Raw genomic sequence first — 14,403 nt, forward strand, 5'->3', positions numbered from 1 at the left:
GTATGCGCCGCATTCGCCGCATCCATTTCGTCGGTATCGGTGGTGCCGGTATGTGCGGCATCGCCGAGGTACTGCTCAACCTCGGCTACGAAGTCTCCGGTTCCGACCTCAAGGCCTCGGCCGTGACCGCGCGCCTGGAAAGCTTTGGCGCGCAGATATTTATCGGCCACCGCGCCGAAAACGTCGAGGAGGCCGACGTGCTGGTGGTGTCCAGCGCCATCAATACCGCCAACCCGGAAGTGGCCACGGCCCTGGAGCGGCGTATTCCGGTGGTGCCGCGGGCCGAGATGCTGGCCGAGCTGATGCGCTATCGCCACGGTATCGCGGTCGCCGGCACCCACGGCAAGACCACCACCACCAGCCTGCTGGCTTCGGTGTTCGCCGCTGGCGGCCTGGACCCGACCTTCGTGATTGGCGGCCGGCTGAATGCCGCCGGCACCAATGCCCAGCTTGGCACCAGCCGTTACCTGATTGCCGAAGCCGACGAAAGCGATGCCAGCTTCCTGCATCTGCAACCGATGGTTTCGGTGGTCACCAATATCGACATGGACCACATGAGCACCTACGAGGGCGACTTCAGCAAGTTGAAGAAAACCTTCGTCGAGTTCCTGCATAACCTGCCTTTCTACGGCCTGGCCGTGGTCTGTGTGGACGATCCGGTGGTGCGCGAGATTCTTCCACAGATCGCCCGGCCGACCGTCACCTACGGCTTCGATGAAGGGGCCGATGTGCGCGCCATCAACGTACGCCAAGAGGGCATGCAGACCTTCTTTACCGTGCTGCGTACGGGCCGCGAGCCGCTGGATGTATCGGTCAACATGCCGGGTAACCACAACGTCTTGAACGCCCTGGCCACCATTGCGATTGCCAGCGACGAAGGCATCAGCGATGAAGCCATCGTTCAGGGGTTGTCCGGTTTTCAGGGTGTTGGGCGACGCTTCCAGGTCTACGGCGAGCTGCCGGTGGATGGTGGCAACGTGATGCTGGTCGACGACTACGGCCATCACCCGCGCGAAGTGGCGGCGGTGATCAAGGCCGTGCGCGGCGGCTGGCCGGAGCGCCGTCTGGTGATGGTCTACCAGCCGCACCGCTTTAGCCGCACCCGCGACCTCTACGAAGACTTCGTTCAGGTCCTGGCCGACACCAACGTGCTGCTGCTGATGGAGGTCTATCCGGCAGGCGAAGAGCCGATCCCGGGTGCCGACAGCAAGCACCTGTGTCACAGCATTCGCCAGCGCGGTCAGCTGGACCCCATCTATATCGAACGCGGCGTCGATCTGGCCCCGCTGATCAAACCGCTGCTGCGCGCCGGCGACATCCTCCTGTGCCAGGGTGCCGGCGATATCGGCGGCCTGGCTCCACAACTGTTGCAAAGCAAGCTGTTCGCGGCGGCTGCAGGTAAGACGAAATGAGTACAGATAGCGTGAAATCCCAGCTCCCGGTCACGGCCTTCGGTCGTGTTGGCGTGTTGTTCGGCGGCAAGAGTGCCGAACGCGAAGTCTCGTTGAAGTCCGGCAATGCCGTGCTTAAAGCCCTGCAGAGCGCCGGAGTGGATGCCTTTGGCATCGATGTTGGCGAGGATTTCCTGCAGCGCCTGCTGGCCGAGAAGATCGATCGCGCCTTTATCGTCCTGCACGGCCGCGGCGGCGAAGACGGCAGCATGCAGGGTCTGCTCGAGTGCGCCGGCATCCCTTACACCGGCAGCGGCATTCTCGCCTCGGCCCTGGCCATGGACAAACTGCGCACCAAGCAGGTGTGGCAAAGCCTGGGCCTGCCGACCCCGCGTCACGCCGTGCTGGCCTCGGTGACCGACTGCGAAGCCGCGGCGAGCGAGCTGGGCTTCCCGCTGATCGTCAAGCCGGCCCATGAAGGTTCGAGCATCGGCATGGCCAAGGTCGCCAGCCTGGATGAGCTGATCGCCGCCTGGCAGGACGCCAGCAGCTATGACTCGCAAGTGCTGGTCGAGCAGTGGATCCACGGTCCGGAGTACACCATCGCGCTGCTGCGCGGCCAGGTGCTGCCGCCGATTGCCCTGGGCACCCCGCACAGCTTCTACGACTACGACGCCAAGTACCTGGCCAATGACACTCAGTACCGCATTCCCTGCGGCCTGGATGCAGCCAAGGAAGAGGAGCTGAAAGAACTCAGCGCCCGCGCCTGCGAAGCGGTCGGCACCCAGGGCTGGGCCCGGGTCGACGTGATGCAGGACGCCGCCGGCCAGTTCTGGCTGCTGGAGGTCAACACCGTACCGGGGATGACCGACCACAGCCTGGTGCCGATGGCCGCCGCGGCCGCTGGTCTGGATTTCCAGCAACTGGTGTTGGCGATTCTCGCCGACAGCCTTGAGGCAAGGGGTTAAATCATGGTCGCCAGCTTGCGCCACCCGTCAGGATCTGCCCGCGCGCCTTTGCGCGGCAAGCCTGTGCCGCGTGGTGCCAGCCGTATGGTGGCTCGGGAGCCGATCAGTTTACGGGTGCGCCTACCCAAGCCGAACTTCGCCTGGCTCAAGCGCGTCAGCTGGCCGCTGTTGCTGTTGGCCCTGGGCTATGGCGCGTACGACCTGTCGCTGCGCCTGCTGCCCTATGCCGACCGGCCGATCGCCCGCATCAGCGTTGAGGGCGACCTCAGCTATATCAGCCAGGAGGCGGTGCAGCAGCGTATCGCGCCGTTCGTTTCGGCCAGCTTCTTCAGCGTCGACCTGCTCGGCATGCGCCGCGAGCTGGAGCAGATGCCCTGGATCGCCAGCGCCCAGGTGCGGCGGATCTGGCCCGATCAGGTGCTGGTGCGTCTGGAGGAACAGTTGCCGATTGCCCGTTGGGGCGACGAGGCGCTGCTCAACAACCAGGGCCAGGCCTTTGCGCCCAGCGAGCTGGCCCATTACCAGAACCTGCCGCAGCTGTACGGCCCCAAGCGTGCACAGCAGAAAGTCATGCAGCAATACCAGGTGCTCAGCCAGATGCTGCGGCCCATGGGCTTTACCGTGACGCGCCTGGAATTGCGCGAGCGCGGCAGCTGGTTCCTCTCCACCGGGCAGGGCATCGAACTGCTGCTGGGGCGTGACCATCTGGTGGAAAAAATGCGCCGTTTCAGCGCCATTTACGACAAGACGCTGAAAGAGCAGCAAGCGAATATCGCGCGGATCGATCTGCGCTATGCCAACGGCCTGGCCGTGGCGTGGCACGAGCCGGTCGCGCCCACGGCGGCGCAAACCGCTGTCGTGCAGTGAATCAGGAGAAGGCAAGACTCATGGCAAATGTGCAGAGCGGCAAGATGATAGTGGGCCTGGATATCGGCACCTCCAAGGTGGTGGCGCTGGTGGGCGAGGTGAATGCCGATGGCCAACTGGAAATCGTCGGTATCGGCACCCATCCGTCCCGCGGCCTGAAGAAGGGCGTGGTGGTGAATATCGAGTCCACCGTGCAGTCGATCCAGCGCGCCGTCGAAGAGGCCCAGCTGATGGCCGGCTGCCGTATCCACTCGGCCTTCGTCGGCGTGGCCGGCAACCATATCCGCAGCCTCAACAGCCACGGCATCGTCGCCATCCGCGACCGCGAAGTCAGCCCGGCCGATCTGGAGCGTGTGCTCGACGCCGCCCAGGCCGTGGCCATCCCGGCTGATCAGCGGGTGCTGCACACCCTGCCGCAGGATTACGTGATCGATAACCAGGAAGGCGTGCGTGAACCCTTGGGCATGTCCGGCGTGCGTCTGGAAGCCAAGGTGCACGTGGTGACCTGCGCCGTAAATGCCGCGCAGAACATCGAGAAATGCGTGCGTCGCTGCGGCCTGGAAGTCGACGACATCATCCTCGAGCAGCTGGCCTCCGCCTATGCGGTGCTGACCGATGACGAGAAGGAACTGGGCGTATGCCTGGTGGATATCGGCGGCGGCACCACCGACATCTGCATCTTCACCGAAGGCGCGATTCGCCACACCGCGGTGATCCCGATTGCCGGTGACCAGGTCACCAACGACATCGCCATGGCCCTGCGCACGCCGACCCAGTACGCCGAGGAAATCAAGATCCGTTATGCCTGCGCCCTGGCCAAGCTGGCCGGTGCCGGCGAAACCATCAAGGTGCCGAGCGTCGGCGATCGGCCGCCGCGCGACCTGTCGCGTCAGTCTTTGGCCGAAGTGGTCGAGCCGCGTTATGACGAGCTGTTCACCCTGATCCAGGCCGAGCTGCGTCGCAGCGGTTACGAAGATCTGATTCCGGCCGGCATCGTCCTTACCGGCGGTACGGCGAAGATGGAAGGTGCGGTCGAGCTGGCCGAAGAGATCTTCCATATGCCGGTACGTCTGGGTATGCCCCAGGGCGTCAGGGGCCTGGCCGATGTAGTGCGCAACCCGATTTATTCCACTGGTGTGGGCCTCCTGATGTATGGCCTGCAGAAACAGACCGATGGCATTTCCATGTCGGCCATCGGCAGTTACAGCGACGAACCCAAACAACCTGTGCTGGAACGGCTGAAACGCTGGGTCCAGGGCAATTTCTGATTTTGCAGTAGGCGTTACAACTAGAAAGTAAAGGAGAGGGAAAATGTTTGAACTCGTAGACAGCGCACCACAAAGTGCAGTCATCAAGGTCATCGGCGTGGGCGGCGGCGGCGGTAACGCAGTCAACCACATGGCGAAAAACAACATCGAAGGCGTTGAGTTCATCTGCGCCAACACCGATGCGCAGGCACTGAAAAACATCGGCGCACGCACCGTGCTGCAACTGGGCACTGGCGTGACCAAGGGCCTGGGCGCAGGTGCCAACCCGGAAGTCGGCCGTCAGGCGGCCATGGAAGATCGCGAGCGTATCGCTGAAGTGCTGCAAGGCACCGATATGGTCTTTATCACCACCGGCATGGGTGGCGGTACCGGTACCGGTGCAGCCCCGGTAATCGCTCAGGTGGCCAAGGAAATGGGCATTCTCACCGTTGCGGTGGTGACCCGTCCGTTCCCGTTCGAAGGCAAGAAGCGCATGCTGATCGCCGAAGAAGGTATCCGCGCTCTGTCGGAAAGCGTCGACTCGCTGATCACCATCCCCAACGAAAAACTGCTGACCATCCTCGGTAAGGACGCCAGTCTGCTGTCGGCTTTCGCCAAGGCGGACGATGTACTGGCCGGTGCCGTGCGCGGTATCTCCGACATCATCAAGCGTCCGGGCATGATCAACGTCGACTTCGCCGACGTGAAAACCGTGATGAGCGAAATGGGCATGGCGATGATGGGCACTGGCTGCGCCAGCGGTCCGAACCGTGCTCGCGAAGCCACCGAAGCAGCAATCCGCAACCCGCTGCTGGAAGACGTCAACCTGCAGGGCGCACGCGGCATCCTGGTCAACATCACCGCCGGTCCTGACCTGTCTCTGGGTGAGTACTCCGATGTGGGTAACATCATCGAGCAGTTCGCTTCCGAGCACGCCACCGTCAAGGTCGGCACCGTGATCGATCCGGACATGCGCGATGAGCTGCACGTGACCGTGGTCGCTACCGGCCTGGGCGCGCGTATCGAGAAGCCGGTCAAGGTGATCGACAACACCGTGCAGGTGACGACCAGCAACGCTGCCCATACCCAGCAGGCCCCAGCTCAGGCTCGTGGCGAGCAGAGCGTCAACTACAAGGACTACGAGCGCCCAACCGTGCAGCGTCAAAGCCATGGCGGCGCGGCCACTGCGGCCAAGCTGAATGCGCAGGATGACCTGGATTACCTGGACATCCCGGCCTTTCTGCGTCGTCAGGCTGATTGATGGAATGTATCAGGAGCATTGGGCTGATTGGTGTTCAGCAAAGGCCGGTTCTGCTATTATCGCCGGCCATTGTTGAAAACAATTCGCAACTAGTGCTATAGCGGCCAAGCCATGATCAAACAACGCACCCTGAAGAACATCATCCGCGCCACTGGCGTTGGCCTGCATTCCGGGGAGAAGGTTTACCTGACCCTGAAGCCGGCCCCTGTGGACACCGGTATCGTGTTCCGTCGTACCGACCTGGATCCTGTCGTGGAAATTCCCGCGCGTGCAGGCAATGTTGGTGAAACCACCATGTCGACCACTTTGGTCAATGGTGATGTCAAGGTGGATACGGTAGAGCACCTGCTTTCGGCCATGGCAGGCCTGGGCATCGATAACGCCTACGTCGAGCTCTCCGCATCCGAAGTGCCGATCATGGATGGCAGCGCCGGGCCCTTTGTATTCCTGATTCAATCCGCTGGTCTGCAAGAGCAGGACGCCCACAAGAAGTTCATCCGTATCCTTCGCGAAGTGACGGTCGAAGAGGGCGACAAGCGCGCCACCTTCGTGCCCTTCGAGGGCTTCAAGGTGACCTTCGAGATCGATTTCGATCATCCGGTGTTCCGCAATCGCACCCAGTCGGCCAGCGTTGACTTCTCCAGCACCTCCTTTGTGAAAGAAGTCAGCCGCGCGCGTACCTTCGGCTTTATGCGCGACATCGAGTTCCTCCGTTCGCAGAACCTGGCACTCGGTGGCAGCGTGGACAACGCCATCGTGGTGGACGAGTTCCGTGTGTTGAACGAAGACGGCCTGCGTTACGAGGACGAGTTCGTCAAACACAAGATTCTCGATGCCATCGGCGATCTCTACCTGCTGGGCAATAGCCTGATTGGCGAGTTCAAGGGCTTCAAGTCGGGGCATGCGTTGAACAACCGCCTGCTGCGTGCCCTGGTTGAGCAAACCGATGCCTGGGAAGTGGTCACCTTTGACGACCCCAGCACGGCACCGATCTCGTACATGCGCCCGGTTGCGGCCGTGTAACCCAGTACCCTCTTTACTTTGCTTTTCGAGGCCACCCTAGGGTGGCCTCTTTTTTATGTTCAGCACATCCATGTGCTTCACCCCTTCGGGGCTCCGCACAAGAACGCTCCGGGCGTTCTTGTGGTCTGCCATCCCTGGGGGCCACCCTTCGGGCCGTCGCTGCGCGACGTTAAAAATGCGTCCCGATCATTTCTTGCCTGCTTTTTAGCGGGTGAAAATGGCTTATTCGCTGGGTTTGCCGTGCTTGGCCAGACGTTCCAGAGCGGCGCGCAGCTTGGGGTCGCTGATGCCGTCGGCGGTGGCCTGGATATTTTCCGCAGCGCTGCTGGACAGGCTAATAGTGCGACCGGGTACACGCCTTTCGGCAGTCGGAGGTTGCACCTTGAACAGTATCTTCGTTAAGGTCGCGAACTCTTCGAGTGCCTGCAGCTGTTTCAACAAGCGTTTTTGTTGATAGCGCAGGCGCGTGGCCCAGTGGCCATCGGTGATTATCAGTAGCAGGCAACCCTCACGCCAGGACGCGACATGACAGTGTTCGCGGGCAGCGGGTTGCAGCTGGCTTGCAAGCAGGTGCTGTAGATGGTCGAGGCGTTGCGCCTGACTGAACAGCGCCTTCAGAGGCTTCACATCGCGCATAAGCGCGGCGGTCGCCTTAGCCGGCAAAGGACGAAAAGTCATGGCAGGACGCCTGTGAGAGTGGAGCCGCCATGGTAGCAGAATCCCTGCTGCCGACTTGGGCTCCACCACTAGGGGGAAGCCTTGCAGATCATTTTATTAAGTCGGCACCAGGGTGCCGCACGCACCTTGAGCCTGGATATGCGCTGGTTGCTGATGGCCGTGCTGCTGTTGGTCGGCGTGGCCGGCGTCAGCGGTGCCGCAGTCGGTGCCTGGTGGGCACCGACCATCGTCGATCCGGCGGGCGAAGCCCAGATCAGCCAGGCCCTGGATCAGCAGCGGGCCGAGGTCAGCGTGGTACGCCGCGATGCGCAGCGCCAACTGGATGCCTTCGCCGCCCATGTCGCCGAGCTTCAGGCTCGCCTGACCCGCCTGGATGCCCTGGGCGAACGTCTTACCGAGCTGGCGGAGCTGGATGCCAGCGAGTTCGACTTCTCTCTTAATGTGGGGCAGGGCGGTGCCGAAGACAGCATGGGTGATGCGGCCTATTCGCCGCCGCCCTTTATGGATGAGCTGGACCGCCTGAGCCTGCGCCTGGATAGTCGCGAACAATTGCTCGAGGTGCTCGAGCAGCTGATCGGCGAGCGTCGTCTGAGCGAGGCCGAATACCTCTCCGGCATGCCGGTGCGCCAGGGCTATATGTCCTCGCCGTTCGGTCGGCGCGTCCATCCCCTGAGCGGTCGCAATGCCCTGCACAAGGGCGTCGATTTTGCCGCCAAGCCCGGTAGCGACGTGGTGTCCGTGGCCGCCGGTGTGGTGACCTTCTCCGGCCGCAAGTCGGGGTACGGCAATACCGTCAAAATCAGTCATGCCGATGGCTATGTCACCCTCTATGCCCATAACCAGAGCAACCTGGTACAGATCGGCGATCTGGTGCAGCGCGGCCAGACCATTGCCACGGTCGGTCGCACCGGTCGCGCCAGTGGTTACCATGTGCATTTCGAAGTTAGCCAGAATGGCCGCGTGGTCAATCCCGCCAGCTATATAGCGCGAGTGGCCGACGTCGAATAACGTCGCTTTCCTCATCTGCGTTTCCGGGTAGAATGCCCCCTTCGCACGCAGCCATGCAGGCTGCATGGGGTGCTTTGCCAGTGCCCCTCAATCCATACGCCTGGAAGATCCTGTCGATATGTTTGCGCCTTTGTTGAAGAAACTCTTTGGAAGCAAGAACGAGCGTGAAGTCAAGCGCATGCTCAAGACGGTACAAGCCGTCAATGCCTTCGAGGAGCAGATGCTCGCGCTCTCCGATGAGCAACTGCGTGCCAAGACCGATGAATTCAAAGCCCGTCTGGCCAAAGGTGAAACCCTCGACCAGTTACTGCCAGAAGCCTTTGCCGTTGCCCGTGAGGCGGGCAAGCGGGTGATGGGCATGCGCCACTTCGACGTCCAGTTGATCGGCGGCATGACCCTGCACGAAGGCAAGATCGCCGAGATGCGCACCGGTGAGGGCAAGACCCTGGTGGCGACCCTGGCGGTGTACCTCAACGCCCTGGAAGGCAAGGGTGTGCACGTGGTCACGGTCAACGACTACCTGGCCCGCCGTGACGCCAACTGGATGCGCCCGCTGTATGAATTCCTCGGCATGAGCGTGGGCATCGTCACGCCCTTTATGCCGCCGGAAGAGAAACGCGAAGCCTATGCGGCCGATATCACCTACGGCACCAACAACGAATTCGGTTTCGACTACCTGCGCGACAACATGGCCTTCAGCCTGGAAGACAAGTTCCAGCGCGAGCTGAATTTCGCCGTGATCGACGAAGTCGACTCCATCCTGATCGACGAAGCCCGTACCCCGCTGATCATCTCCGGCCAGACCGAAGACAGCTCGCGTCTCTACACCGAGATCAACAAGCTGATTCCGCGCCTCAAGCTGCATGTTGAGGAAGAGGAAGGTGTGGTGACCCAGGAAGGTCACTACAAGCTGGACGAGAAAGCCCGCCAGGTTGAGCTGAACGAAGCCGGCCACCAGTTCGTCGAGGAAATGCTGACCGAAGTCGGCCTGCTGGCCGAAGGCGAGAGCCTGTATTCGGCGCACAACCTGGGTCTGCTGACCCACGTCTACTCGGGTCTGCGCGCGCACAAGCTGTTCAACCGCAACGTTGAATACATCGTGCAGAACAATCAGGTGTTGCTGATCGACGAACACACCGGCCGCACCATGCCGGGCCGTCGTCTGTCCGAAGGCCTGCATCAGGCGATCGAGGCCAAAGAAGGCCTGCCGATCCAGGCCGAGAGCCAGACCCTGGCCTCGACCACCTTCCAGAACTACTTCCGCCTTTACAACAAGCTGTCCGGCATGACCGGTACCGCCGATACCGAGGCCTTCGAGTTCCATCAGATCTACGGGCTGGCGGTGATCGTGATCCCGACCAACCGGGTTATGGCGCGCAAGGATTTCAACGACCTGGTGTACCTGACCCAGGAAGAGAAGTACGCCGCCATCATCACCGACATCAAGGAATGCATGGCCCTGGGCCGTCCTATCCTGGTCGGCACCGCGACCATTGAAAGCTCCGAATACGTTTCCAAACTGTTGGAAAAAGAAGGTATCGAGCACAAGGTGCTCAACGCCAAGTTCCACGAGAAGGAAGCCGAGATCATTGCCCAGGCCGGTCGCCCGGGCGCGTTGACCATCGCCACCAACATGGCCGGTCGCGGTACCGACATCCTCCTGGGCGGTAACTGGGAAGTGGAAGTGGCGGCGCTGGAAAACCCTTCGCCCGAGCAGATCGCGCAGATCAAGGCCGACTGGCAGAAGCGTCATCAGCAGGTGATCGAGGCCGGCGGCCTGCATGTGATCGCCTCCGAGCGTCACGAGTCGCGGCGTATCGACAACCAGCTGCGCGGTCGTTCCGGCCGTCAGGGTGATCCGGGTTCCAGCCGCTTCTACCTGTCGCTGGAAGACAGCCTGATGCGCATCTTCGCCTCGGACCGGGTGAAGAACTTTATGAAGGCCCTGGGCATGCAGCCCGGCGAAGCCATTGAGCACCGCATGGTCAGCAACGCCATCGAGAAGGCTCAGCGCAAGGTCGAAGGGCGTAACTTCGACATGCGTAAGCAGCTGCTGGAATTCGACGACGTGGCCAACGAGCAGCGCAAGGTGATCTATCACATGCGCAACAACCTGCTCAGCGCCAGCGATATCGGCGAGACCATCGCCGACTTCCGTCGTGAAGTGGTGGACAACACCATCAACGAATACATTGCCCCGCAGTCGCTTCCCGAACAGTGGGATATCGCCGGCCTGGAAGAAGCGCTGTACACCAGCTTCAACCTGCGCCTGCCGATCCAGCAGTGGCTCGACGACGACCACAAGCTCTACGAAGAGACCCTGCGTGCGCGCATTCTCGAAGAGCTGGTCAACGCTTACAACGAGAAGGAAAACGAGGCCAGCGCCGAAGCCCTGCGCACCTTCGAGAAGCAGATTCTGCTGCGCGTACTCGACGACCTGTGGAAAGACCACCTGTCGACCATGGATCACCTGCGTCACGGCATTCACCTGCGCGGCTATGCGCAGAAGAACCCCAAGCAGGAATACAAGCGCGAGTCCTTCACCCTGTTCCAGGAGCTGCTGGAGTCGATCAAGCGCGACACCATCCGTGTGCTCTCCCATGTGCAGGTACGCCGCGAAGACCCGGCCGAGGAAGAGGCGCGTCTGCGCCGCGAAGCCGAGGCCCTGGCCGAGCGCATGCAGTTCCAGCACGCCGAGGCCTCGGCCCTGGCACAACCGGAAGCCGCTGAGGAAGGCGATGTGGCAGTAGCCGCCGCCCCTGTGCGCACCGAGCAGAAGATTGGCCGCAATGAGCCGTGCCCCTGCGGCTCGGGCAAGAAGTACAAGCACTGCCACGGTCAGGTCAACTAGACCGGCTGTGATGCAATAACGGCAGGGCCGGCTTTTGGCCCTGCCGTTAACGACTAAAAGGCGAGTTGAGCCCAGGCCGAACTTGGCTATGCTTGAGTCGTCTAGAAGAACGCCGCGAACGGGTTGACCGTTCGCGGCGTTTTACCATCGCATCTCTCTTACCACTCAAGGAGCGTTCTCTATGGCTGTTGGTCTTGGCCCGCTGTCTACCCTGCACCCGGTTCCAGGTTTCGAGTTGGGCATCGCTTCGGCGGGAATCAAGCGACCGGGGCGCAAGGATGTGGTGGTGATGCGCTGTGCCGAAGAGTCCACGGTGGCTGGGGTGTTTACCCTCAACGCTTTCTGCGCGGCTCCGGTAATCCTGGCCAAGAAGCGCGTGCTGGGGCAGGTGCGCTACCTGCTGACCAACACCGGCAATGCCAACGCAGGGACCGGCGAGCCGGGCCTGCAGAATGCCGCCCGTACTTGCGCCGCACTGGCCAGGCTGACCGGTGTCGATGAGGCTGCGGTGCTGCCGTTCTCCACCGGGGTGATCGGCGAGCCGCTGCCGGTGGAGAAGATCGAGGGGGCTCTGCAGGCCGCTCTGGATAATCTTTCCGAGAACAACTGGGCCGAAGCCGCCACCGGCATCATGACCACCGACACCCTGCCCAAGGGCGCGAGCCGTCAGTTCGTGCATGACGGCGTGACTGTGACCGTGACCGGCATCAGCAAGGGTGCCGGCATGATCAAGCCGAACATGGCCACCATGCTCGGCTATATCGCCACCGACGCCAAGGTCGCCCAGGCCGTGCTGCAGGACCTGCTGCGCGATGCGGCGAACAAGTCGTTCAACCGCATCACCATTGACGGCGACACCTCGACCAACGACTGCTGCATGCTGATCGCCACCGGCCAGGCCGCCTTGGCGGAGATCACCCAGGCCAGCGGCGACCTGTTCGCCAAGCTCAAGGAAGCGGTGTTCAGCGTGTGCATGGAAGTGGCTCAGGCCATCGTGCGCGACGGTGAAGGCGCGACCAAGTTCGTCACCGTGCAGGTCAACGGCGGTGCAACCCATCAGGAATGCCTGGATGTGGGTTACGCCGTGGCCCATTCGCCGCTGATCAAAACCGCGCTGTTTGCCTCCGACCCGAACTGGGGGCGCATCCTCGCGGCCGTGGGCCGCGCCGGTGTGGCGCAGCTGGATGTCAGCCTGATCGACGTGTTCCTAGGCGAGGTGTGCATTGCCAGCAAGGGCTGCCGCGCGGCCAGCTACACCGAGGAGCAGGGCGCGGCGGTGATGGCCAAGGAAGAAATCACCATCCGCATCGAGCTGGGTCGCGGTGGCTGCAGCGAGACCATCTGGACCACCGACCTGTCCCACGAGTACGTCAAGATCAACGCCGAGTACCGCACCTGATCCTCCGTACCTCGACTGTTTGACGCCTCCTATTCCCGTTGCTTATGGCCCCATAAACAACGGGAATTTGCTATTGGGCGGCGCGGCGTCTTAATGTCCGTTGACCCCTTGAGCAAGCGCATCACGCACGGAGTGCCCCATGTCCCTGGTTCTGGTTATCGGCAACAAAACCTATTCGTCCTGGTCGCTGCGCGCCGCCCTGGCCATGGAACTGGCCGAGGCCAGCTATGGCGAAGTGCTGGTCCCGCTCGATCGCCCCGATAGCCGGGCGCGTATCCTCGAACATTCGCCAACCGGCAAGGTGCCGTTGCTGAAGACCGAAGACGGGCCGGTATGGGACAGCCTGGCGATTGCCGAATACCTCGCCGAGCGCTTTCCCGAGGCCCATCTGTGGCCCCGTGGCGAATATGCCCGGGCAGTGGCGCGCAGTGCCTGCGCCGAGATGCACAGCGGTTTTGTCGCCCTGCGCACGCATATGCCCATGGACCTCAAGCGCGATCAGGCGCTGGACGCGGTACCGGCCGAGGTCGAGGCCGATATCCGTCGCATCTGTGCGCTCTGGGCCGAGTGCCGTGGCGCGTTCGGCGAGGTTGGCCCCTTCCTGTTCGGTCACGCCAGCCTGGCGGATGCCTTCTTTGCCCCTGTTGCAGCGCGGCTGCGCAGCTACCGGGTGGCGTTGCCCGAGGTGGCGGCGGCCTATGTGGAGACGATCTATCGCTGGCCGGCCTTTCAACGCTGGTACCAGGCGGCTCAGGAGGAACAGCTGGGGTGAAACGTATTCATGTGGCCGCCGCGGTGATTCGTGGTGCAGACGGGCAGATCCTGCTCGCCAAGCGTCCCGAGGATAAGCATCAGGGCGGTCTTTGGGAGTTCCCCGGCGGCAAGGTCGAGTCTGGCGAGACGGTACAGGCAGCCCTGGCCCGCGAGCTGGAGGAAGAACTGGGTATTCGCCCCGCGGCCGCGCGCCCGCTGATTCAGGTGCGGCACGATTACCCGGACAAACAGGTGCTGCTGGATGTCTGGGAGGTCTCGGCCTTTACCGGTGAGCCCCACGGTGCCGAAGGCCAGCCTCTGGCCTGGGTTAGCCCACGGCAGTTAGGCGACTATGAATTTCCCGCGGCCAATCGAGCGATTGTCGCGGCGGCTCGTTTGCCCGGGCGTTACCTGATCACTCCGGACGGTGTGAGCGGCACTGAGCTGCTGGCGGGCATCCAGGCGGCCCTGAAGAACGGTATTGCTCTGCTGCAGCTGCGCGCGCCGGCGATGCCGGCTGCGCAGTACCGCGATATTGCCGCCGATGCCCTCGGTCTTTGCGCGGGCAAGGCGCAGCTGATGCTCAAGGGCCCGCTGGAGTGGCTGGGCGACTTTCCTGACGCCGGCTGGCACCTGACGGCGCAGCAGTTGCGCGAGTTGAGTTCGGGCGGCCGGCCGGTGGTGCCACAGCGCTGGCTGGCGGCGTCCTGCCACTCGGCGCAGGAGCTGACGCTGGCTGCGCAGATGGGCGTGGATTTCGTCACCCTTTCGCCTGTGCAGGCTACCCAGAGCCACCCCGATACCCAGCCGCTGGGTTGGGCGCAGGCTGCCGAGTTGCTGCAGGGCTTTAATCAGCCGGCCTACCTGCTGGGCGGCGTCTCGCCTGTGGATGTTGAGCGGGCCTGGCAGGTCGGGGCCCAGGGCGTGGCGGGTATTCGCGGGTTCTGGCCGCAGTAG

12 protein-coding genes are annotated in these 14,403 nt (G+C 62.6%); 11 read left to right on the forward strand and 1 reads right to left on the reverse strand.

Going from position 1 to position 14,403, the window contains the following annotated elements:
- Positions 1-2 precede the first annotated feature (2 nt).
- The 6 genes from murC to lpxC all read left to right on the forward strand — a co-directional run bounded on the left by murC (position 3) and on the right by lpxC (position 6,757).
- The gene (gene murC / locus WMW70_RS03580; protein ID WP_341436547.1) at positions 3-1,412 is read left to right on the forward strand and encodes a UDP-N-acetylmuramate--L-alanine ligase; all 1,410 of its coding nucleotides are present in this window, start codon (positions 3-5) and stop codon (positions 1,410-1,412) included.
- Positions 1,409-2,359: a D-alanine--D-alanine ligase gene (locus WMW70_RS03585; RefSeq protein WP_341436119.1), complete on the forward strand. Its 951-nt coding sequence runs from the start codon at positions 1,409-1,411 to the stop codon at positions 2,357-2,359. The genes murC and WMW70_RS03585 overlap by 4 nt, the downstream gene beginning before the upstream one ends.
- Positions 2,360-3,226, forward strand: coding sequence for a cell division protein FtsQ/DivIB (locus WMW70_RS03590; protein ID WP_445942105.1), 867 nt, complete (start codon positions 2,360-2,362; stop codon positions 3,224-3,226).
- A 20-nt stretch (positions 3,227-3,246) separates the two neighbouring features.
- Positions 3,247-4,494 carry a cell division protein FtsA gene (gene ftsA / locus WMW70_RS03595; RefSeq protein WP_325509571.1) on the forward strand — a complete coding sequence of 416 codons (1,248 nt, stop codon included), beginning with the start codon at positions 3,247-3,249 and terminating at the stop codon, positions 4,492-4,494.
- A 43-nt stretch (positions 4,495-4,537) separates the two neighbouring features.
- Positions 4,538-5,734 carry a cell division protein FtsZ gene (gene ftsZ / locus WMW70_RS03600; protein WP_341436121.1) on the forward strand — a complete coding sequence of 399 codons (1,197 nt, stop codon included), beginning with the start codon at positions 4,538-4,540 and terminating at the stop codon, positions 5,732-5,734.
- Positions 5,735-5,845: 111 nt separating this feature from the next.
- On the forward strand, positions 5,846-6,757 hold the full coding sequence (gene lpxC, locus WMW70_RS03605) for a UDP-3-O-acyl-N-acetylglucosamine deacetylase (RefSeq protein WP_341436122.1): 912 nt from the start codon (positions 5,846-5,848) through the stop codon (positions 6,755-6,757).
- Positions 6,758-6,979: 222 nt separating this feature from the next.
- Here lpxC and WMW70_RS03610 read toward each other — a convergent pair whose 3' ends face one another.
- Entirely contained in the window at positions 6,980-7,435 is a 456-nt protein-coding gene (locus tag WMW70_RS03610; protein WP_341436123.1) for a DUF721 domain-containing protein, read from the reverse strand.
- 81 nt (positions 7,436-7,516) lie between these two features.
- On the opposite strand from WMW70_RS03610, the gene WMW70_RS03615 reads away from it, so the two are divergent.
- From WMW70_RS03615 to WMW70_RS03635, 5 genes are all read left to right on the forward strand, one after another.
- Positions 7,517-8,443, forward strand: a complete 927-nt coding sequence (locus tag WMW70_RS03615) for a M23 family metallopeptidase (protein WP_341436124.1) — start codon at positions 7,517-7,519, stop codon at positions 8,441-8,443.
- A gap of 118 nt (positions 8,444-8,561) precedes the next feature.
- The gene (secA, locus tag WMW70_RS03620; protein ID WP_341436125.1) at positions 8,562-11,294 is read left to right on the forward strand and encodes a preprotein translocase subunit SecA; all 2,733 of its coding nucleotides are present in this window, start codon (positions 8,562-8,564) and stop codon (positions 11,292-11,294) included.
- Between the two features lie 181 nt (positions 11,295-11,475).
- A complete protein-coding gene (gene argJ, locus WMW70_RS03625) occupies positions 11,476-12,693 on the forward strand; it encodes a bifunctional glutamate N-acetyltransferase/amino-acid acetyltransferase ArgJ (RefSeq protein WP_341436126.1) in 1,218 nt (405 codons plus the stop codon).
- Positions 12,694-12,832: 139 nt separating this feature from the next.
- Positions 12,833-13,465, forward strand: a complete 633-nt coding sequence (locus tag WMW70_RS03630; protein WP_341436127.1) for a glutathione S-transferase family protein — start codon at positions 12,833-12,835, stop codon at positions 13,463-13,465.
- Positions 13,462-14,403: a Nudix family hydrolase gene (locus WMW70_RS03635; RefSeq protein ID WP_341436128.1), complete on the forward strand. Its 942-nt coding sequence runs from the start codon at positions 13,462-13,464 to the stop codon at positions 14,401-14,403. Before WMW70_RS03630 ends, WMW70_RS03635 begins: the two co-directional genes overlap by 4 nt.

The sequence above is a fragment of the Pseudomonas sp. XK-1 genome (genome assembly GCF_038069885.1).
Lineage (GTDB): Bacteria > Pseudomonadota > Gammaproteobacteria > Pseudomonadales > Pseudomonadaceae > Aquipseudomonas.

Bases quoted from the DNA above. Each gene is read 5' to 3' on its own strand.
- murC (WP_341436547.1), top strand. From the start codon at position 3: ATGCGCCGCATTCGCCGCATCCATTTCGTCGGTATCGGTGGTGCCGGT.
- WMW70_RS03585 (WP_341436119.1), top strand. From the start codon at position 1,409: ATGAGTACAGATAGCGTGAAATCCCAGCTCCCGGTCACGGCCTTCGGT.
- ftsA (WP_325509571.1), top strand. From the start codon at position 3,247: ATGGCAAATGTGCAGAGCGGCAAGATGATAGTGGGCCTGGATATCGGC.
- ftsZ (WP_341436121.1), top strand. From the start codon at position 4,538: ATGTTTGAACTCGTAGACAGCGCACCACAAAGTGCAGTCATCAAGGTC.
- lpxC (WP_341436122.1), top strand. From the start codon at position 5,846: ATGATCAAACAACGCACCCTGAAGAACATCATCCGCGCCACTGGCGTT.
- WMW70_RS03610 (WP_341436123.1), bottom strand. From the start codon at position 7,435: ATGACTTTTCGTCCTTTGCCGGCTAAGGCGACCGCCGCGCTTATGCGC.
- secA (WP_341436125.1), top strand. From the start codon at position 8,562: ATGTTTGCGCCTTTGTTGAAGAAACTCTTTGGAAGCAAGAACGAGCGT.
- argJ (WP_341436126.1), top strand. From the start codon at position 11,476: ATGGCTGTTGGTCTTGGCCCGCTGTCTACCCTGCACCCGGTTCCAGGT.
- WMW70_RS03630 (WP_341436127.1), top strand. From the start codon at position 12,833: ATGTCCCTGGTTCTGGTTATCGGCAACAAAACCTATTCGTCCTGGTCG.